Source organism: Variovorax sp. OK212 (assembly GCF_900112425.1).
Lineage (GTDB): Bacteria > Pseudomonadota > Gammaproteobacteria > Burkholderiales > Burkholderiaceae_C > Variovorax.
Genome location: NZ_FOLP01000001.1, coordinates 1,019,103 through 1,038,210, shown reverse-complemented (window position 1 = coordinate 1,038,210; position 19,108 = coordinate 1,019,103). Strand labels below are relative to the sequence as shown.

The following is a 19,108-nucleotide window of genomic DNA, read 5'->3' as shown; positions in this document are numbered from 1 at the left end:
GAGCCTGCGCGGAGCGTCAAGGACGCGGCGCCCCGCTCGAGGGCCGGCGGGGGGTCGACGCAGGTTCAGCGCAGGTTCGATGAAGGTTCAGCGGCGGATGAAGCTGCGCAGCCGCACGCCCGCCGCCGCCAGCACCGCGAAATAGAGCAGCGCCGAGGCGGCAATGAGCGCGCCCAGCAGGCCGATGCGCGCCAGCCGGTGCTCGCGCAGGCCGATCCAGTCGAAATGCTGCGAGCCCCACACCAGCAGGGCCGCCAGCAGCAGCGTGCCGGCCAGCACCTGCAGCGCGAACTTGCCCCAGCCCGGCTCGGGCTTGTAGCTGCCGCGGCGCATCAGGCCGGCCAGCAGCCAGGTGGAATTGACCAGCGCGCCGATGGCGATGGTCAGCGTCAGCGCCGCGTGCTGCAGCACCGGCACCAGGAACACGTTGAGCACCTGCGTGAGCACCAGCACGCCGACCGCGATCAGCATGGGGGTGCGCGTGTCGTGCTTGGCGTAGTAGCCGGGCGCGAGCACTTTCACCGCCACGATGCCGACCAGCCCGACGCCATAGCCCATGAGCGCCAGCGTGGTGCGGCCCACGTCCTCGCCGGTGTAGGCGCCGTTGTGGAACAGCACGGCCACCAGCGGCTTGGCGAACAGCAGCAAGGCGACGGCGCAGGGCGCCGACAGCAGCACCACCAGGCGCAGGCCCCAGTCGAGCAGCGCCGAATAGCGCGCGTCGTCCTTGGCGGCGCGGGCGCCGGCCAGCTGCGGCATCAGCACCACGCCCAGCGCCACGCCGAGCATGGCGGTGGGGAATTCCATCAGCCGGTCGGCGTTGGTGACCCAGGTGACGCTGCCCACGGCAAGGTGCGAGGCGATCTGCGTGTTGATGAGCAGCGAGATCTGCGCCACGCTCACGCCCAGCAGCGCGGGCAGCATCAGCTTGAGCACCTTGCGCGTGGTCGGGTCGGTCCATGCGGCGCGCAGCGCCTTGAAGCTCGCGCCGATGCGTGGCAGCAGGCCGAGTTTGCGCAGCGCCGGAATCTGCAGGGCGAGCTGCAGCACGCCGCCGACCAGCACGCCCACGCACTGCGCGTAGATCGGCTCGATGCCCCAGCGGCGGAACAGCGGCGCGCCGACCGAGATCGACAGGATCAGCGCGATGTTCAGCAGCACCGGCGAGGCCGCCGGCACCGCGAACTTGCGCCACGTATTCAGAATGCCGCCCGCCAGCGCCACCAGCGACATGAAGCCGATGTACGGGAACATCCAGCGCGTCATGACCACGGCGGCGTCGAAACCCGGCAGGCCGCTGGCCATGGCCCAGACCAGCAGCGGCGCACCCAGCACGCCGGCCACGCACACGATCACCAGCGTCCAGGTGAGCAGCGTGGCGACGTGGTCGATCAGTTGCTGCGCGCCCTCCTCGCCCGCTTCGGTCTTTTGCGCGGCCAGCACCGGCACGAAGGCCTGGCTGAAGGCGCCTTCGCCGAACACGCGGCGAAACAGGTTGGGAATGCGAAAGGCGACGTTGAAGGCGTCGGTCAGCGCGCTCACCCCGAACACCGAGGCAAACAGCACGTCGCGCACGAGGCCCGTGATCCGCGAAGCGAGGGTCAGCAGGGAGACGGTGGAGGCGGATTTGAGCAAGGACACGGGGGCCGAGTGTAGGGCCCGGCAAATGCCCGAACGGGCCCGTCGGGCGGCGGATTGGGAGGAATCGCCAACCCGGCCTATAATGGAGGGCTTTGCTGCATCATCCTCAGACACCTAAGGACTAAATCATGGCATCCGCCAAGCCCAAGAAAAAGAACCCGCGCCTCGCCTCCGGCCGTAAGCGCGTCCGCCAGGACACCAAGCTCAACGCTGCGAACACCTCGCTGCGCTCCAAATACCGTACCGCGGTGAAGAACGTCGAAAAGGCTGTTCTCGCTGGCGACAAGACCAAGGCAAGCGAACTGTTCGCGAAGGCCCAGAGCATCGTCGACACCGTCGCCGACAAGGGCATCTTCCACAAGAACAAGGCAGCCCGTGACAAGAGCCGCCTGTCGGCCAAGGTCAAGGCCCTCGCCCTCGCGCCTGAAAAGGCCGCCGCCTGACACCTGTCAGGCAAGCCCGGACCGGAATTCTCCGGTTCGCCGTTTGATCGGGGTGCGCTGCAGCTAAAGTGAAAAACCGCCTTCGGGCGGTTTTTTCATGGGCGCTCGGTTCGTGATCGCTTGATTGCGCGTGGTTGCGAACCGGCAAGCCCAAGAAAAAAGGCCGCTCAGGCCTTTTTCGGGGGGATCGGTGCGTCGGGCACCAGGCAGGCCTCGGCGACCTGCAGGTCGTTGTCCCTGGCGAAGTTCACGCAAAAGTCCCAGGCCATCGGCTCGGCATCGCGCAGCGCGCGGTTCACGACCACGCACTTCACACCGTTGATGGTCGTGGGAATGCACCAGGGCGAGTAGCTCAGGTGGCTGCCCGGATACGCCCCACCGGGGCGGAAGGAACACATCACGCCGGCCAGACGCTCGGCCCAATCGCTCGGGCGAAAGGTCCGGCCATCCTTGGTGATGCCCTGGATGAAGATTTCTTTGGCTGTGGGGGAAATCATCGTTGATAGAGGCGACCGGAGCAGGTGCTGCGGTGCAACAACCGATTCTATCCGCGCCACTTTTTGCATCCTGAACATGGGGCATTGCTGCGATGCGCAATCCTCAACAAAGCCGTCAAACGGGCCGCCTAGAATTCGCGTTCCCTTTCTGGAGATACCGAATGAGCGCCACTGCCCAGCCCACCTCGCCCCACGTCATGAACACCTACGGTCGCCTGCCGATCGCGCTGTCGCACGGCCAGGGTTGCCGAGTCTGGGACACCACGGGCAAGGCCTACATCGACGGTCTCGGCGGCATCGCCGTGAACACGCTGGGCCACAACCACCCCGAGCTGGTGCCCGCCCTGCAGGACCAGCTGACCAAGCTGATCCACAGCTCCAACTACTACCACGTGACCGGCCAGGAACAGCTCGCCACCAAGCTGACCGAGATTTCCGGCCTCACCAACGCCTTCTTCTGCTGCACCGGCCTGGAGGCCAACGAAGCCGCCCTGAAGCTGGCGCGCAAGTTCGGCCATGACAAGGGCATCGAGCGCCCCGAGATCGTGGTCTACGAAGCCGCCTTCCACGGCCGCAGCATCGCCACCCTGTCGGCCACCGGCAACCCCAAGGTGCAGGCCGGCTTCGGCCCGCTGGTCGAGGGCTTCATCCGCGTGCCGCTGAACGACATCGAGGCGCTGAAGAAGGCCACCGAAGGCAACCCCAACGTGGTGGCCGTGTTCTTCGAAACGATCCAGGGCGAAGGCGGCATCCACCCGATGCGCGTGGAATACCTCAAGCAGGTGCGCGCCCTGTGCGACGAGCGCGACTGGCTCATGATGATCGACGAAGTGCAGTGCGGCATGGGCCGCACCGGCAAGTGGTTCGCCCACCAGTGGGCCGATATCAAGCCCGACGTCATGCCGCTGGCCAAGGGCCTGGGCTCGGGCGTGCCGATCGGCGCCGTGGTGGCCGGCCCCAAGGCCGCCAACATCTTCGGCCCGGGCAACCACGGCACCACCTTCGGCGGCAACCCGCTGGCCATGCGCGCCGGTGTGGAAACCATCCGCATCATGGAAGAGCACAAGCTGCTGGAAAACGCCGCCACCGTGGGCGCCCACCTGAAGGCCGCGCTGGAACGCGAAATCGGCGGCCTGCCGGGCGTGACGGACATCCGCGGCCAGGGCCTGATGCTGGGCATCGAGCTCGACCGTCCGTGCGGCGTGATCCTGAACCGCGCCTGCGATGCCGGCCTGCTGCTGAGCGTGACCGCCGACAAGGTGATCCGCCTGGTGCCGCCGCTCATCCTGAGCATCGCCGAGGCCGACGAGATCGTCGCCATCCTCGCGCCCATCGTCAAAACCTTCCTGTCGGAGCCTGCCGCCCAATGACGAACGCCACGACGACCACGCCCCACGCGATCCGGCACTACCTGCAGTTCTCGGACCTCTCGGCTGACGAGTACACGTACCTCTTCGATCGCATGGCGATCATCAAGAAGAAGTTCAAGACCTACGAAAAGCACCAGCCGCTGACCGACCGCACGCTGGCCATGATCTTCGAGAAGGCCAGCACGCGCACCCGCGTGAGCTTCGAGGCCGGCATGTACCAGCTCGGCGGCAGCGTGGTCCACCTGACCACCGGCGACAGCCAGCTCGGGCGCGCCGAGCCCATCGACGACAGCGCCAAGGTCATCAGCCGCATGGTCGACCTGGTGATGATCCGCACCTACGAGCAGACCAAGATCGACGCCTTCGCGGCGCACTCGCGCGTGCCGGTCATCAACGGCCTGACCAACGAGTTCCACCCCTGCCAGATCCTGGCGGACATCTTCACCTACATCGAGCACCGCGGCTCGATCCAGGGCAAGACGGTGGCCTGGGTGGGCGACGGCAACAACATGGCCAACACCTGGCTGCAGGCGGCCGAGATCCTCGGCTTCACCGTGCACGTCAGCACGCCCAGCGGCTACGAGGTCGACCAGTCGATCGCCGGCATCCGCTCGGGCGACAGCTACAAGGTCTTCAAGGACCCGATGGAAGCCTGCCGCGGCGCCGACCTCGTCACCACCGACGTCTGGACCAGCATGGGCTACGAGGCCGAGAACGAGGCGCGCCGCAAGGCCTTTGCCGACTGGTGCGTCGACGAGGACATGATGCGCGTGGCCCAGCCCGGCGCCCTCTTCATGCACTGCCTGCCCGCCCACCGCGGCGAGGAAGTGCAGGCCGAGGTCATCGACGGCCCGCAGTCGGTCGTGTGGGACGAGGCCGAGAACCGCCTGCACGCCCAGAAGGCGCTGATGGAGTTCCTGCTCCTCGGCCAGCTCTGATCCGACGCAGCAGCAACAGCAAAAGCAGCAAGGCCACCGCATGTCCGATTGCCAGCAATGCGGCGCCTGCTGCGCCAGCTACCGCGTCGATTTCAGCGTGCATGAACTCGACGACAACGGCGGCCACGTGCCGTCCGGCCTCGCCGTCGACGTGAACGACGCCATCTGCCGCATGCGCGGCACCGACCACACCCCCATGCGCTGCGCCGCGCTGGGCGGCAAGATCGGCCAGGCCGTGAGCTGCGGCATCTACGAATGGCGGCCCAACCCCTGCCACGAATTGCAGGCCGGCAGCGACGCCTGCGAGCGCGCGCGGGCCCGGCACGGGCTGCCGGCGCTGTCGTCGCTGCACTGACCCGTTCAATTCACGGGTTCAACTCGTCACGTGCTGTGTTGGAAATAACCGACACCACGACCCCTCGGCCGGCGCTAACTTCGCGCCATGGCTTCCTCACATCCGCAACGCATCTGGGACATTTCGCCGCCCGTGCATGAGGGCGCGCCGGTCTTTCCCGGCGACACGCCCTACCAGCAGCGCTGGGCCGCGACCATCTCACCGGGCTGCCCGGTGAACGTCAGCGAGATCAAGCTCTCGCCCCACATCGGCGCGCATGCCGACGCGCCGCTGCACTACGACCCCGAAGGCCAGACCATCGGCCACGTCGACCTCACGCCCTTCCTGGGCCCCTGCCGCGTGATCCATGCGATCGGCAAGGGCGCGCTGATCGAGTGGGAGCACATTGCCCACGCGGTGGACAGCCACCTGCCGCCGCGCGTGCTGGTGCGCACCTACACCACCATGCCCGTCGGCCACTGGGACCCGCTGCTCGCGGCCTACGCTCCCGCCACCGTCGAGCGCCTCGCGGCCATGGGCGTGAAGCTCATCGGCATCGACACCGCCAGCATCGACCCGGCCGACAGCAAGACGCTGGAAAGCCACCAACGCATCCGCCGCCTCGACCTGCGCGTGCTCGAGAACCTCGTGCTCGACGACGTGCCCGAGGGCGACTACGAACTCATCGCGCTGCCGCTGAAGCTGGTCAGCGCCGATGCCTCTCCCGTTCGCGCCGTGCTGCGCGAACTCCCCCGCTGAAACCTCCCCGCTTATGACGACCCTTGCAGACTACCGCGCGCTCGACGCGCAAGACCCGCTGCGCGCCCTGCGCGACCAGTTCACCATTCCCGCGGACGTGCTGTACCTCGACGGCAACTCGCTCGGCGTGATGCCCAAGGCCGCGCCCGCGCGCATCGCCGAAGTGGTCACCAGGGAATGGGGCGAAGGCCTCATCCGCTCGTGGAACACCGCGAGCTGGTTCGACCTGCCGCAGCGCCTGGGCGACAAGGTGGCCCGCGTGATCGGCGCCGCGCCCGGCGAAGTGGTGTGCACCGACAGCACCTCGGTCAACCTCTACAAGGTGCTGTTCGCGGCCCTGTCGCAGCAGAAGGACAGCGGCCGCAAGCTGGTGGTGAGCGAGCGCAGCAACTTCCCGACCGACCTCTACATTGCCGAGTCGCTGTGCCGCGAGCGCGGCTTCACGCTCAAGCTGATCGACGCGAGCGAGCTGCAGGGCCCGGATTCGGTGCTGAGCGACGAGGTGGCCGTGCTGATGCTCACGCACGTCAACTACCGCACCGGCGCCATGCACGACATGAAGGCCATCACCGCCGCCGCGCACGCCGCGGGCGCGCTCACGGTGTGGGACCTCGCGCACAGCGCGGGCGCCGTGCCCGTGGCGCTGAACGACGCCAATGCCGACTACGCCATCGGCTGCGGCTACAAGTACCTCAACGGCGGCCCCGGCGCGCCGGCCTTCGCCTGGGTGCACACGAAGCACGCGGGCCAGTTCGAGCAGCCGCTGTCCGGCTGGTGGGGCCACGCCGCGCCCTTCGAGTTCACGCCGCACTACCGCCCCGCGCCGGGCGTGGGCCGCTACCTGTGCGGCACGCAGCCGATCATTGCGCTGGCCGGCCTGGAATGCGGCCTCGACACCGTGCTCGCGGCCGAAGCCTTCAACGGCGACCGGGGCGCGATGGCGGCGCTGCGCACCAAGTCGCTCGCGCTCACCGACATGTTCATCCGGCTGGTGGAAGAACGCTGCGCCGGCCAGGGCCTGTCGCTGGTCACGCCGCGCGATCACGCGCAGCGCGGCTCGCAGGTGTGCCTGAGCCGCAAGAACCCGGAAGATCCGCAAGGCGGCTCGGGCGCCTACGCCATCGTGCAGGCGCTGATCGCACGCGGCGTGATCGGCGACTACCGCGCCGGCGATTCGCAGATGCCCGACATCCTGCGCTTCGGCTTCACGCCGCTGTACATCGGTTTCGAGGACGTGTGGAATTCGGTCGAGCATCTCGTGCAGGTGCTGGAGACAGGCGAATGGAAGCGCGAGGAGTTCAACCGCAAGAACGCCGTGACCTGAGCCGCGCCCCAACCCAACACGACCACCCCACACGACCACCCCCGACGACCACGACCACCCCATGAAACGCACACTGTTCGCTTTCTCCGCCGCGCTGCTGATGCTGGCCGCGCCCGCCCTTGCACAGCAGCCGAACTTCACGCTGCCTCAGCTCAAGGCCTTCGTCGCCCTCTCGCCCGACGCCTTCCGCCAGGAGATCAAGAGCCAGGGCTTCTCCTACGCCGACAAGACCGTGACCGAGGAGATCAGCATGATCGAGTACGAGAAGTTCGTCGACGGCCAGACCACGCACCTCATGAAGTCCACCTACGTGGAAAGCCGCGGCAGCGAGAACAGCATCCAGCTCTCGCTGACCGACAAGGCCGCCTTCGAGCGCCTCGTGAAAGAGGCGCGCGACGCGGGCTTCGTGCCGGCCGAGAAGGGCCGCATCCCGGGCGGCGAGACCTATCAGCAGTTCAAGCGCAAGAACGAGGCCGTGCGCTTCGTCTACCCGAAGAAGGAATCGGGCATGGGCCTTCCCACCTACACCGCCGTGGTCTGGCGATGACCAGCCGGCCGACATCATGAGCACCGACAAGACACCCGAGAACATCGTCCACGAAGAAAAGGCGCAACTGGACTTCAGCAAGTCCATGAGCTACGGCGACTACCTGCACCTCGACGAGATCCTCGACGCCCAGCATCCGCTGTCGCCCGCGCACGACGAGATGCTGTTCATCGTGCAGCACCAGACCAGCGAGCTCTGGATGAAGCTCATGCTGCACGAGCTGCGTGCCGCCACGAAGTGCATCGCCGAAGAAAAACTCGCCGACGCCTTCAAGATGCTCGCGCGCGTGAGCCGCATCATGGAACAGCTGGTGAGCGCATGGACCGTGCTCTCCACCATGACGCCGCCCGAGTACACGGCCATGCGCCCGTACCTCGCCAACTCCAGCGGCTTCCAGAGCGCGCAGTACCGCTGCATCGAGTTCGCTCTGGGCAACAAGAACGCCGCCATGCTCAAGCCGCACGCGCACCGCGCCGACCTGCTGGCCCAGGTCGACCAGGCCTACCGTGCGCCCTCGCTGTACGACGAGTCGCTGCGGCTGCTGGCGCGCCACGGCCTGCCCGTGCCGGCCGACCGGCTGCAGCGCGACTGGACGCAGCCCTACGAGTCGAGCGAAGGCGTCGAGGCCGCATGGCTCGCGGTGTACCGCGAACCGCACGCGCACTGGGACCTGTACCAGCTCGGAGAGAAGCTCACCGACCTCGAAGACGCATTCCGCCTCTGGCGCTTCCGCCACGTGACCACCGTCGAGCGCGTCATCGGCTTCAAGCGCGGCACCGGCGGCACGGGCGGCGTGAGCTACCTGCGCAAGATGCTCGACGTGGTGCTGTTCCCGGAGATCTGGAAGATCCGCACGGACCTCTGAGTGCATGAAGGGGGAGGAGAACGAAGTTCATCCACCCTCCCCTCCATACCTCCCCAACTCGCTCTCGATCTGTTCAATGGTCGGCAGATTCGTCTGCAGTTCCCTCGGAAGAGATTCGACCAACTGGTACTCCGCGATGCCGATGGGCCTGTTCGAATCGCGCAGCGCATATTCCGCAACGATGCGGTTCTTCGTCTTGCACAGCAGCAAGCCGATCGTCGATGCGTCCTCCTTCGACTTGAGCTGAGCATCTATCGCCGTCAGATAGAAGCCCAGCTGTCCGGCGTGCTCGGGCCTGAATGCGCCGGCTTTCAGTTCGATCACCACATAGCAATGCAGCTTCAGGTGGTAGAAAAGAAGATCGATGAAGAAGTCGTCCCCGCCCACCTCGATCGGAACCTGGCGTCCGACATAGGCAAAGCCCGCACCCAGCTCCAGCAGAAAGCGCGAGATGTGCTGCACCAGCGCCGCTTCAATCTCGCGCTCCCCGGCTTCCTGGCCAATGCTCAGGAAATCGAGCATGTACGGATCCTTGAGCGCTTGTTGGGCGAGGTCGGAACCCGGTGACGGGAGCCGCTCGGTGAAATTGCTCACCCCTTTCCCTTCCCGCTCGAGCAACCTGGCCTCGATCTGGATGTTCAGGACGTTGCGCGACCACCCATTTTCGACAGCGCGCTGCGCGTACGCCAGCCTCAGTTCGGCGGTCTTGAGCTTGCTCAGCAATACGAGGTTATGGCCCCAAGGCAAATGTCCAACAGCCTGTTGGACAATTTTCTCGTCCGCCCAAGCCTCTGCAAACGCCCGCATGTACATGAGGTTCGCGCGGGAGAACCCCTTCATCTCGGGAAAGGCCGTCCGCAGGTCATGGGCGAGCCGCTCGATGATCTTCGCGCCCCAACCTTGCTCGAGCTGCCGCCGCAATATGTCCCTGCCGATGTGCCAGTACAGGAGCACCAATTCCCTGTGGACGGACTGAACCGCGCGCTGCTGCGCACCATGAACCCTGGATTTCAGTTCTGCGAGCCATTCGGCGTACCCGGTCGGCGTTTCGGCGAAAGAAGGCGGGGCTGACTTGCTCATGAAGACCTTGCGTGCGGGAGAGAGAGAACGCGCCGGGTGGAAGCTCGGGAGCCCCAAGGGCGGAGCGCGAAAGATTATTGAAGGCGCCCTTGCCTTGTCGACGCTCCGGTACTCGAGGAACTCGCGCAATTCCTCGAAAAATTCCGCCCTCCTACAATCCGCGCGGCACCGGCACTTCAAGACTCGGCAAGGCTTCGCGATCCGTCGTTCGGCCTTGTGCTGCGGGGATACCCCGTGGTGGATGGATGGCTACCCATTTCGGCGCGCAAGCGCGTCTGCGCTCACGCGCAGCACAGCTGGCGCATCACCGGCTGGTTGAAGGGCCGGTGCCACCCACCTTCAATCGGGCCCCTCACTTCATGCCGCGTGAACCGAGCTACAGGGAATGGATGTCACGCAGCCTTGCGCGTGCCTTGCTGGCCGACGCAAGGCAGCCCGGCGGCACGGCACCCGGCGCGTTGCGCGCACGCGCCGCGGCCACGCTCGGTGCCGATGCGCCGTGGCTCAAGGCCTTCGCCGAAGCGCTCGGCCAACGCTCGCAAGCCACATGGCAGCGCACCGACCTGCCCGCGCTGGCCAGGGCGATCGACGACATGCCGGCGTTCGACGCGGCCTTCGCGCAGGACGAAGCGCCGCGCGTGCGGCGCATCATCCTGCGGTCCGCGGAGATGTTCCCGCGCCCCCTGGGCCTCGACCACTTCGCGCTGCCGCGCATTCCCACGCTGGCCGAGCTCGCGCAATGGCTGGAACTCGATGCGGAGCGCTTGGCCTGGCTCACCTCGCCGGCGCAAGCTTTGCGCACCTCCCATGAACACGACGCGCCGGGCACCGCCCCCGCCTCGCACTACCGCTACCAGCTGCAGCCCAAGCGCCTGGGCGGCCTGCGCCTGCTCGAGATTCCCAAGGCCGACCTGAAGCGCGCGCGGCGCCGCATCCTCGACGACCTGCTGCAGCACGTGCCCGTGCACGAGGCGGCGCACGGCTTCGTGCAAGGCCGCTCGGTGGCGAGCCATGCCGCCGCGCACGCGGCCAAGGAGGTCGTCATCGGCTTCGACCTGCGCGACTTCTTCCCCGCCGTTCGCGCCTCGCGCGTGCACGCGACATGGCGCACGCTGGGCTACCCCGACGGCGTGGCGCGCGCACTCACCGCGCTGTGCACGCACCGCACCGGCGCCGCGGTGATCGAGCGGCTGCGCGACGACGGCGGCCTCGACTGGATGGGCGCCAAGCGCCTTGCCGCGCCGCACCTGCCGCAGGGCTCGCCCTGCTCTCCCGCGCTGGCGAACCTCTGCGCGTTCCGCCTCGACCTCCGGCTCGAAGGGCTGGCGTGGGTGTTCGGCGCAACCTACACGCGCTACGCCGACGACCTGGTGTTCTCCGGCCCGGCCTCGCTGCGCGCGCGCTTCACCGCCTTGCGCACCTGGGTCGGCGGCATCGCGGCCGACGAGGGCTTCGAGCTGCATCCACGCAAGGTGCGCTGCATGCCGCAGCACCGCCAACAGCGCGTGACCGGCGTGGTGGTCAACGACAAGGCCAATGCGCCGCGCGAGGAGTTCGACCGGCTCAAGGCCACGCTGCACCGCTGCGCGCTGCACGGCCCCGCGGGCCAGAACCGCGCGCAGGTGCCCGACTTTCGCGCGCACCTGCTGGGCCGCATGGCATGGGTCGGGCAGTTCAACCCGGCGCGCCATGCGCGGCTCTTGCGCATCTTCGAGCGCATCGCGTGGCCGAGCGCAAGCCCAACGCCCTCATGAAGCTGGGGTGTCACGGATTGCCCGTTCGGCGCAAAGCGCTACAGTTTTGAAAACAACGGAGATCCCAGCATGAACGACATCCGGTTCACACCCGACGAGCTCTCCACCCTGCGCGAACATGGCGTCGTGCTGTTCGCCGGCCGCGTGATCTTCGACGCGCAGCCGCCGATGCCCGAGGCGCAGATCGCCGCGGTGCAGGCCGCATGCGCGGGCCCGATCCCCGAAGCCTTGCGCGCGCTGTGGACCACCACCGCGGGCGGACGGCTCGACTACGACCTGTCGCTCGAGATGAACGGCAACCTCGAAGGCATCAGCTGGACCGAGCTGTTCTGGAACGGCAACGACGGCTACCACGACCTGCAGGGCTGGATCGAGCACGAGCTCGAACTGGCCGAGGAAGCCGCGCAGGAAGGCGGCACGCCGTGGAGCGGCAAGCTCACGCACCTGCCCTTCGGCGGCTTCGAGTACACCGACCGCATCTACGCGGTGGTCGAGCCCGGCGCCGAGCAAGGACAGATCGTCGCCTGGAAGAAGGGCCTGCCGCCGGCCTGGACGCATGCGCTGCACGAAGACAGCGTGAACACCGTCGCCGCCGACCTGCACGGCGCCTTTGCCGCGCTGCACCTCGACGAAGACCCGCTCGCGCCCACCAGCGACTATTTCTCGGGCCAGACGCTGCTCGAATACCTCGACGACCGGCACGAGGAACACGGGCTCGACCTCGACCTGATGGACAAGCTGGTCGCGTTCTACAGCCGCGCCGTGGTCGACTGGCGCACGCCGCTGGCCGAAGGCACGCTGCGCCACCATGCGTCGCTGGCGCGCGTGGCGCTGCGCCATGCCATCGGGGCGGACGACGGCGAGCTGGTCGCGCAGCTGGCCGCAGCCGGCGTGGGCTTCGACGGCCCGCTGCAAGGCAGCGCGCTCGCCACCGACGTGGCGGTGGGGCACGGCGCCTTCGCCGCGGCCGCCGCGCTGGTGCGCGCGGGCGCACCGGTGGCGGCCGACGCGCTGCGCAACATCGACGGACAGATCTCGCCCGAACTCACGCAGGCGCTGCTGGACAACGGCGCCGAGCCCAACGTGCAGGCGATCGTGAAGTGCACGGCCTGCGGCGCGCCCGCGAGCGCGCACCTGATCGCGCAGGCCTGCACCGCGGCGGGCATCGACGTGCCGCCGGCCTTCATCGAAGACCGCGACGCGATGCTGCTCGACCTGGAAGGCACGCTCGTGAAGATGCAGGGCGGCGCGTACAGCCACTACCTCGGGCAGGAAGGCATCGCGCAGCGCATCGAGCACCTGCGGACGTTCAGGCTCTGAACAGGCTGTAAACAGGCTCCGAGGCGCGCGGCGGGCGCGCGCATCGACCGCCGCTCAGCCCGCGTACAGCCAGGGCTGGTCGAGCAGCTTCGCGCCCAGCAGGCGCATCGCCATGTCGCGCCCGAGCCGCACGGCGCCGGTCGCGTGGAAGATCTCTCCGTTGCGGCGCGCCCGCGCCTGCACCTGCGCGTTGCGCGCCCAGCGCGCGTCCGCGTAGCGCGCGAAGGCGGCCGGCACTTCGGCCGCGCCGCCGCCGCCGAGCGCATCGGCCAGCGCCACCGCGTCCTCGATCGCCATGCCCGCGCCCTGCGCGAGGTACGGCACCATCGGGTGCGCCGCGTCGCCCACCAGCGCCACGCGCTCGTGCGCCATGTCGGCCGCGCAGGTCATGGGCGCGCGGTCGCCCAGCGACCAGGCGCGCCAGCCGGGCATGGCGTCGAGCAGCGACTGCAGGCCGGCACAGCTGCGGCCCATGGCCTGCTTCAGCGCGGCGATGCTGCCGGCCTGGTCCCAGTCGCGCGCATCGCCGGCGGGCGCCGACTCGGCGATCACCACCACGTTGAGCCAGTCGCCGCCGCGCACCGGGTACGCCACCGCATGCAGCCGCGCGCCGAGCCACACCCGCACCTGCCTGCTGCGCAACGCAGCGGGCAGCTTTGCCTGCTCGGCCATGGCGCGCCAGGCCGTGTGGCCGGTCACGCGCGGCGGCTGTTCGGCCGAAGGGGTATCGAGTTGCCGGCGCACCATGCTCCACAGCCCGTCGGCGCCGACGATGGCCTCGCCTTCCCAGGCGCGCGCGTCGGTGCTCGACAGGCAGACCAGGTCGTCGCTGGTCTCGACCTGGCGGATCAGCGCGGCCGTGACCAGCGTGCCGTTGCCGCGCGCGCGCACGGCGTCAAGCAGCAGGCCGTGCAGGTCGGCGCGGTGCACGCAGAAATAGGGGGCGCCGTAGCGCTGCTGCATCGCGTCGCCGAGCGGCATGCGGGCGATTTCGGTGCCGCTCTCGGCGCCGTGGACCACCAGCGCGTCGGGCCGCGCCGCGATGGCGGCGAGCTGCGTGCCGAGGTCGAGTTGCCGCAGGCGCCGCGTGGCGTTGGGGCCGAGCTGCACGCCGGCGCCGATTTCGCCGAAGGCCGCGGCCTGTTCGAAGACGTCGGCGCGGTGGCCTTGACGGGAAAGCGCCAGTGCGGTGGCCAGCCCCCCGATGCCGCCGCCGGCGACGAGGATGTGCGCGGGCATCGGGCTCAGCGGCTGTGCGTGGACGGCAGCGCGCTGGCGGTGGACGGGCTCGTGGCCTGGTCGGCTTCCGGTTGCTTGAAGGGTGTCTTGGGTGCGCAGCTGCCGCAGCTGTCGCACGAGCCGCAGCCCGAGGTCTTGGCCAGCGAGGCCGCCAGTTCCTTCGCACGGGCTTCGTCGACCCAGCCCGCGCGGTGCGTGCCGGCCGCCAGCTTCTGCGCGGCGCCGCGCCGCCAGCCCGCGGGCATCCAGCGCCAGACCGCGTAGAACGCGGCGGCCGCGACGATCAAACCGACGATCAGTTGCTGTGCCATTTCTTCGTCAACCTTTTGTTCAAGCCTTTCAGCGCCGGTTTTACCCCGCCCCGAGTGCCACTGCAACGCGGTAGGTGATGAAACAGGCTCCATAGGCCAGCGCGAACAGGTAGCCCGCCATGATCCACACGTACTTCCACGATCCCGTTTCGCGCTTCACCGCGGCCAGCGTGGAGATGCATTGCGGCGCGAACACGTACCAGACCAGCAGCGACAGCGCGGTGGCCAGCGTCCAGCTGCCGGCAATCAGCGGCTCCAGCGTGCCGGCCACGTCGTCGCCGGTGGCCGAGAGCGCGTACACCGTGCCCAGCGCGCCCACCGCCACTTCGCGCGCCGCCATGCCCGGCACCAGCGCGATGGAGATCTGCCAGTTGAAGCCGATGGGCGCGAAGATGTACTCGAGCCCGCGCCCGATCATGCCGGCCAGGCTGTACTGGATGGCCGGCCCGGTCGCGCCTTCGGGCGGCGACGGGAAGGTCGACAGGAACCACAGCAGGATGGTCAGCGTGAGGATGATGGTGCCCACGCGCTGCAGGAAGATCCATGCGCGCTCGTACAGGCCCAGCGCCAGGTTGCGCGGGTTCGGCCAGCGGTAGGCGGGCAGTTCCATCAGCAGCGGCGAGTGCGAGGTGTTGTCGCGAAAGCGCTTCATCACCCAGGCCACGGCCATCGCCGAGACGATGCCGAACACGTACAGCGCGAACAGCACCACGCCCTGCAGGTTGAACACGCCGCCCACGGTGCGCGCCGGAATGAAGGCCGCGATGAGCAGCGCGTACACCGGCAGCCGCGCCGAGCAGGTCATGAGCGGCGCGATCATGATGGTCGTGATGCGGTCGCGCCAGTTGCTGATGGTGCGCGTGGCCATCACGCCGGGAATGGCGCAGGCGAAGCTCGACAGCAGCGGAATGAACGAGCGCCCCGACAGCCCCACCGTGCCCATCACGCGGTCCAGCAGGAAGGCCGCGCGCGGCAGGTAGCCCGAGTCTTCCAGCGCGAGGATGAACAGGAAAAGAATCAGGATCTGCGGCAGGAACACCACCACGCCGCCCACGCCCGCGATCACGCCGTCGGCCAGCAGGCTCTGCAGCATGCCTTCGGCCATGTGCGTCTTGACCAGGCCGCCCAGCGCCTCGGTGGCGGCCTTGATGGCGTCCATGGGCACGTTGGCCCAGCTGAACACGGCCTGGAACATCAGGAACATGGTGACGGCCAGCACCAGCATGCCCCACACCGGGTGCAGCACCACGCGGTCGATGCGGTCGCTGGTGGCCAGGCTGCCCACCGGCTCCATCACCGCCAGGCCGAGGATGCGGCGCACCTCGCGCTGCGTGGCCAGCACGTCGTCGAGTTCGGGCGCCTGCCAGGTCTGCGGCGCGGCGGCGGCCACGGGCGTGTCGAGCGCCTCGAGCAGGCCCTTGGCGCCGCCGGTGTGCACGCCCACGGTCTCGACCACCGGCATGCCCAGCTCGCGCGAGAGCACGGCCGTGTCGACCGTGATGCCCTGCTTCCTGGCCATGTCTGTCATGTTCAGCGCCATCACCATCGGCAGGCCGAGGCGCTTGGCCTCGAGCACCAGGCGCAGGTTCAGGCGCAGATTGGTGGCGTCGGTCACGCACACCAGCAGGTCGGGCAAGGCTTCCTTGCTCTGGCCGGTGACGATGTCGCGGGTCACGGCCTCGTCGGCGCTCAGCGCGTTCAGGCTGTAGGCACCCGGCAGGTCGAGCACGAACACGCGGCGGCCCGACGCGGTGCGCAGCGTGCCTTCCTTGCGCTCGACGGTCACGCCGGCGTAGTTGGCCACCTTCTGGCGGCTGCCGGTCAGCAGATTGAACAGCGCGGTCTTGCCGCAGTTGGGGTTGCCCAGCAAGGCGATGCGGCCCGGCTGCGCGGTGGGCGCAAGGCGCCCCGGCCCCTGGATGACGGCTTCAACCATGGTTCGCGGCTCCCGGCGTGACGTGGATCAGCGCGGCCTCGTGGCGGCGCAGCGCGAAGGTGGTGTGGCCCAGGCGAACGGCCAGCGGCTCGCGGCCCGGCAGGCCGCTGGCGACGATGCGCACCGCCTCGCCCGGCACGAAGCCGATTTCGGTCAGGCGCAGGACAAGTTCACGGTCGTCCGCGCCGTCGGGGCGGGCCACGTCGAGCACGGTGGCCCATTGGTTGTTCGGAAGCTGGTCAAGGCGCAGGGCGGCGGATGCCGGCGCTGCGCCAGAGTCGTTGGTTTGCACGGTGAGAGTGCGCCTCGAATATCGGGCGCGCCAGTAAGCAAAACCTGGATGCTAGCAATTCTCACTCGCGAAAACCTGACCATCCCTCAAAAATGGGGACTGCAGAGCCAGAAACACCGAGGAACCGGCGCTGCCAGGCCTCCGGTGTTGCCCCCGGCAGGGGGCAGGAGAAGCGGCACGAAGTGCGCGAAGCCCGGGGACGGGCCTAGTTCAGGCCCAGCATGCCGCGCAGCTTGGACAGGTCTTCGGCCAGCGTGTTGACCCGGCCGGCCAGCAGCTTGCGGTCGCGTTCGCTGAGCTTGGAGTAGGTTTCGAAGCCGCCGTCGGCCGTCTTGTACTTGGCCAGCGTGTCGAACACGACCTTGAAGTTGGCGTCGGTCTTGTCCGAGAAGGCCTTGTTTTCCTTCACCACCAGCGGGCGCAGCAGCTCGACGATCTTGAAGGCGCCCTCGAAGTTCGACTGGAAATCCCACAGGTCGGTGTGGCTGTAGCGGTTTTCCTCGCCCGAAATCTTGGTGGCGGCCACCTCCTCCATCAGCACGGCGGCGCCGCCCACCACCTTCTCGGGCGGGAAGGTCAGCGCGACCAGGCGCTTCTGCAGCTCGAGCACGTCGGCCAGCAGCTTGTCGGCCACGGGGTTCAGGTCTTTGGTGCTCTTTTGCGTCCACAGGCCGTACTCGATGCGGTGGAAGCCGCCGAAGGCCGGGTCTTTCTCGGCCTTCTCGTGGTCGTCGGCGCGCGAGTCGATCGACTTGTCGAGGTCGTTGAAGAGCTCCGCCACCGGCTCGATGCGCTCGTAGCTGGTGCGCGTGGGCGCATACAGCTTCTTCGCCTTCTCGATGTCGCCGGCCTTCACCGCGGCGGTGAAGGTGCGGGTGTCCGCGGCCAGCTTGCGCACGTTCTCGGCCACGTAGATCTTGTAGTCGGAGATCGGTCCGACCAGCTCGAGCGGCGACACGGCGGCCTGCGCGCCCGCGGCATAAAGCCCGGCGAAGCCTGCAACGAAAGTGGCGAGGAAGTGGCGGCGGAACTGCACGGTCATGGATCTCCCGGTTCTAGCGGTGGTTGAAAAACTTGTGGCCCTGGCGGCGCCTCAGGCGGCCATCAGGCTGCGCCCCAGCCAGTCGCGCTCGTCCTGCACACCGGGCAGCGTGAAGAAGAAGCCGCCGCCGATGGGCTTGATGTATTCCTCGAGCGGTTCGCCGTCCAGGCGCTTCTGCACGGCGATGAAGCCGTTCTCCAGGTTGGCCTGGTAGCAGATGAACAGCAGCCCCATCTCGAGCTGGCCCGACTTGGTGACGCCGTTCGAATAGTTGAAGGGACGGCGCAGCATCAGGTTCCTGTCCGAAGCCCTGGTGCGCGGGTTGGCCAGGCGGATGTGCGCGTCCATCGGCGTGGCCTTGCCTTCGGGGTCCTTGGCGTAGTCGGGCACGTCGTGCTCGGTCTTGCCGCCGTCCATGGGTGCGCCGGTGGGCTTCAGGCGGCCCATGATGGCCTCCTGCTCCTGCAGCGGCGTGCGGTCCCAGCGCTCCACGAAGTTGCGGATGATGCGCACCGCCTGGTAGCTGCCGCCCACGGTCCAGGCTGGCTCGTCGCTGCCGGGCTGCACCCACACGAGGGTGTCCATGAGCTTGGCGTCGGCCGAGTCGGGGTTGGCCGAACCGTCCCTGAAGCCGAGGAAATTGCGCGCGCTCTCGGCCGGCTTGCCGGGCACCGCCGGAATCGGCGGCACGGTGCCTTCCTGCTTCCAGTGCAGCACCAGCAGGTCGGGCGTGTTCTTGATGATGTCGCGCAGCGCGTGGATGTTGGTGTCCGGCGTGTTGGCGCAGAACTGGATCGACAGGTCGCCGTGGCACAGCGCGGCGTCCAGCGCGTCGTTCGGGTGGCGCTGCATCTGGTTCAGGCGCACCGGCTTCTTCTTGGCGAGGCCGAAGCGCTCGTCGAACAGCGACGTGCCCGCCGACACCGTCACCGTCAGCCCGTCGGGCTGCACCACCGGCCCGAGGATGCCGGAGCCCGCGGGCGGCAGCTTGGGATCGGGGTCGGTCTGCGCGCCGCCCTGCGTGAGGAAGGCGATGCGCTCGGTGAGCGTGCGGAACAGGCGCTCCAGGTCGGCGCGGTTCTCGGCCAGCACGTAGAACGAGGCGATCATGCCGGCCGTCGGGCGCGGCGTGACGATGCCCGCCTGGTGCTTGCCGCGGAACGCCACGCGGTCTTGCGTGTGGGTGCTTTGCGGGGCGTCGGTGACCTGCGCGCCGCTGTCGGTGGACGTGCCTGCGGTGGCCGCCGTGGCCGTCGTTGCCGCATGGCCCGGACGGGCCGCGGCGGCGAGCCCCGCGAATGCGGCACCGGCCGCGCCGATCATGCGGCGGCGGTGCGGGGACGCGGGTTGCCCTTCGGCGGGCGCGGATTCGTTCTTCGGCTTTTCCATGGGGATTCTTCCGGGTTCTGCTTTCGG

Annotated in this window: 19 protein-coding genes; 10 read left to right on the top strand and 9 right to left on the bottom strand. The window is 68.4% G+C overall.

Annotation, left to right across the window (positions count from 1 at the left end):
- Positions 1-87: 87 nt before the first annotated feature.
- A complete protein-coding gene (murJ, locus tag BM004_RS04690) occupies positions 88-1,641 on the bottom strand; it encodes a murein biosynthesis integral membrane protein MurJ (protein WP_093211544.1) in 1,554 nt (517 codons plus the stop codon).
- Positions 1,642-1,769: 128 nt separating this feature from the next.
- On the opposite strand from murJ, the gene rpsT reads away from it, so the two are divergent.
- Positions 1,770-2,084, top strand: a complete 315-nt coding sequence (rpsT, locus tag BM004_RS04685; protein ID WP_007831346.1) for a 30S ribosomal protein S20 — start codon at positions 1,770-1,772, stop codon at positions 2,082-2,084.
- 167 nt (positions 2,085-2,251) lie between these two features.
- Here the strand turns inward: rpsT and BM004_RS04680 are convergent, their stop codons facing one another.
- A complete protein-coding gene (locus BM004_RS04680; RefSeq protein WP_093124243.1) occupies positions 2,252-2,581 on the bottom strand; it encodes a DUF3579 domain-containing protein in 330 nt (109 codons plus the stop codon).
- 161 nt (positions 2,582-2,742) lie between these two features.
- Here BM004_RS04680 and BM004_RS04675 point away from each other — a divergent pair, with 161 nt between their 5' ends.
- From BM004_RS04675 to kynA, 7 genes are all read left to right on the top strand, one after another.
- Positions 2,743-3,951, top strand: a complete 1,209-nt coding sequence (locus tag BM004_RS04675) for an aspartate aminotransferase family protein (RefSeq protein WP_093124240.1) — start codon at positions 2,743-2,745, stop codon at positions 3,949-3,951.
- Positions 3,948-4,889: an ornithine carbamoyltransferase gene (argF, locus tag BM004_RS04670; RefSeq protein ID WP_093124237.1), complete on the top strand. Its 942-nt coding sequence runs from the start codon at positions 3,948-3,950 to the stop codon at positions 4,887-4,889. Before BM004_RS04675 ends, argF begins: the two co-directional genes overlap by 4 nt.
- Positions 4,890-4,929: 40 nt before the next feature.
- The gene (locus tag BM004_RS04665; RefSeq protein ID WP_093124234.1) at positions 4,930-5,244 is read left to right on the top strand and encodes a YkgJ family cysteine cluster protein; all 315 of its coding nucleotides are present in this window, start codon (positions 4,930-4,932) and stop codon (positions 5,242-5,244) included.
- Positions 5,245-5,331: 87 nt separating this feature from the next.
- Positions 5,332-5,982, top strand: coding sequence for an arylformamidase (kynB, locus tag BM004_RS04660; protein ID WP_093124232.1), 651 nt, complete (start codon positions 5,332-5,334; stop codon positions 5,980-5,982).
- Between the two features lie 13 nt (positions 5,983-5,995).
- On the top strand, positions 5,996-7,306 hold the full coding sequence (gene kynU / locus BM004_RS04655; protein ID WP_093211542.1) for a kynureninase: 1,311 nt from the start codon (positions 5,996-5,998) through the stop codon (positions 7,304-7,306).
- Positions 7,307-7,367: 61 nt separating this feature from the next.
- Positions 7,368-7,853, top strand: coding sequence for a hypothetical protein (locus BM004_RS04650; protein ID WP_093211540.1), 486 nt, complete (start codon positions 7,368-7,370; stop codon positions 7,851-7,853).
- Positions 7,854-7,869: 16 nt separating this feature from the next.
- Positions 7,870-8,718, top strand: coding sequence for a tryptophan 2,3-dioxygenase (gene kynA / locus BM004_RS04645; RefSeq protein WP_093211538.1), 849 nt, complete (start codon positions 7,870-7,872; stop codon positions 8,716-8,718).
- Positions 8,719-8,745: 27 nt separating this feature from the next.
- On the opposite strand, the gene BM004_RS04640 is transcribed toward kynA, so the two are convergent.
- Positions 8,746-9,798 (bottom strand): PDDEXK nuclease domain-containing protein, encoded by a 1,053-nt coding sequence (locus BM004_RS04640; protein WP_093212023.1) that lies wholly within the window; start codon positions 9,796-9,798, stop codon positions 8,746-8,748.
- A gap of 389 nt (positions 9,799-10,187) precedes the next feature.
- Between BM004_RS04640 and BM004_RS04635 the strand changes: the two genes are divergently transcribed.
- Both BM004_RS04635 and BM004_RS04630 read left to right on the top strand, forming a co-directional pair.
- Positions 10,188-11,552 (top strand): reverse transcriptase family protein, encoded by a 1,365-nt coding sequence (locus BM004_RS04635; RefSeq protein WP_177206346.1) that lies wholly within the window; start codon positions 10,188-10,190, stop codon positions 11,550-11,552.
- A gap of 69 nt (positions 11,553-11,621) precedes the next feature.
- Positions 11,622-12,872 carry an SMI1/KNR4 family protein gene (locus BM004_RS04630; protein ID WP_093211534.1) on the top strand — a complete coding sequence of 417 codons (1,251 nt, stop codon included), beginning with the start codon at positions 11,622-11,624 and terminating at the stop codon, positions 12,870-12,872.
- A gap of 54 nt (positions 12,873-12,926) precedes the next feature.
- On the opposite strand, the gene BM004_RS04625 is transcribed toward BM004_RS04630, so the two are convergent.
- From BM004_RS04625 to efeB, 6 genes are all read right to left on the bottom strand, one after another.
- On the bottom strand, positions 12,927-14,111 hold the full coding sequence (locus BM004_RS04625) for an FAD-dependent monooxygenase (RefSeq protein ID WP_093211532.1): 1,185 nt from the start codon (positions 14,109-14,111) through the stop codon (positions 12,927-12,929).
- A gap of 5 nt (positions 14,112-14,116) precedes the next feature.
- Positions 14,117-14,422 (bottom strand): DUF6587 family protein, encoded by a 306-nt coding sequence (locus BM004_RS04620; RefSeq protein WP_093211530.1) that lies wholly within the window; start codon positions 14,420-14,422, stop codon positions 14,117-14,119.
- 40 nt (positions 14,423-14,462) lie between these two features.
- Positions 14,463-16,358 carry a ferrous iron transporter B gene (locus tag BM004_RS04615; RefSeq protein WP_093124211.1) on the bottom strand — a complete coding sequence of 632 codons (1,896 nt, stop codon included), beginning with the start codon at positions 16,356-16,358 and terminating at the stop codon, positions 14,463-14,465.
- Entirely contained in the window at positions 16,351-16,650 is a 300-nt protein-coding gene (locus BM004_RS04610) for a FeoA family protein (protein WP_093124209.1), read from the bottom strand. Before BM004_RS04610 ends, BM004_RS04615 begins: the two co-directional genes overlap by 8 nt.
- 205 nt (positions 16,651-16,855) lie before the next feature.
- A complete protein-coding gene (gene efeO / locus BM004_RS04605) occupies positions 16,856-17,692 on the bottom strand; it encodes an iron uptake system protein EfeO (RefSeq protein ID WP_093211528.1) in 837 nt (278 codons plus the stop codon).
- A gap of 51 nt (positions 17,693-17,743) precedes the next feature.
- Entirely contained in the window at positions 17,744-19,081 is a 1,338-nt protein-coding gene (efeB, locus tag BM004_RS04600) for an iron uptake transporter deferrochelatase/peroxidase subunit (RefSeq protein WP_093211526.1), read from the bottom strand.
- Positions 19,082-19,108: the final 27 nt, after the last annotated feature.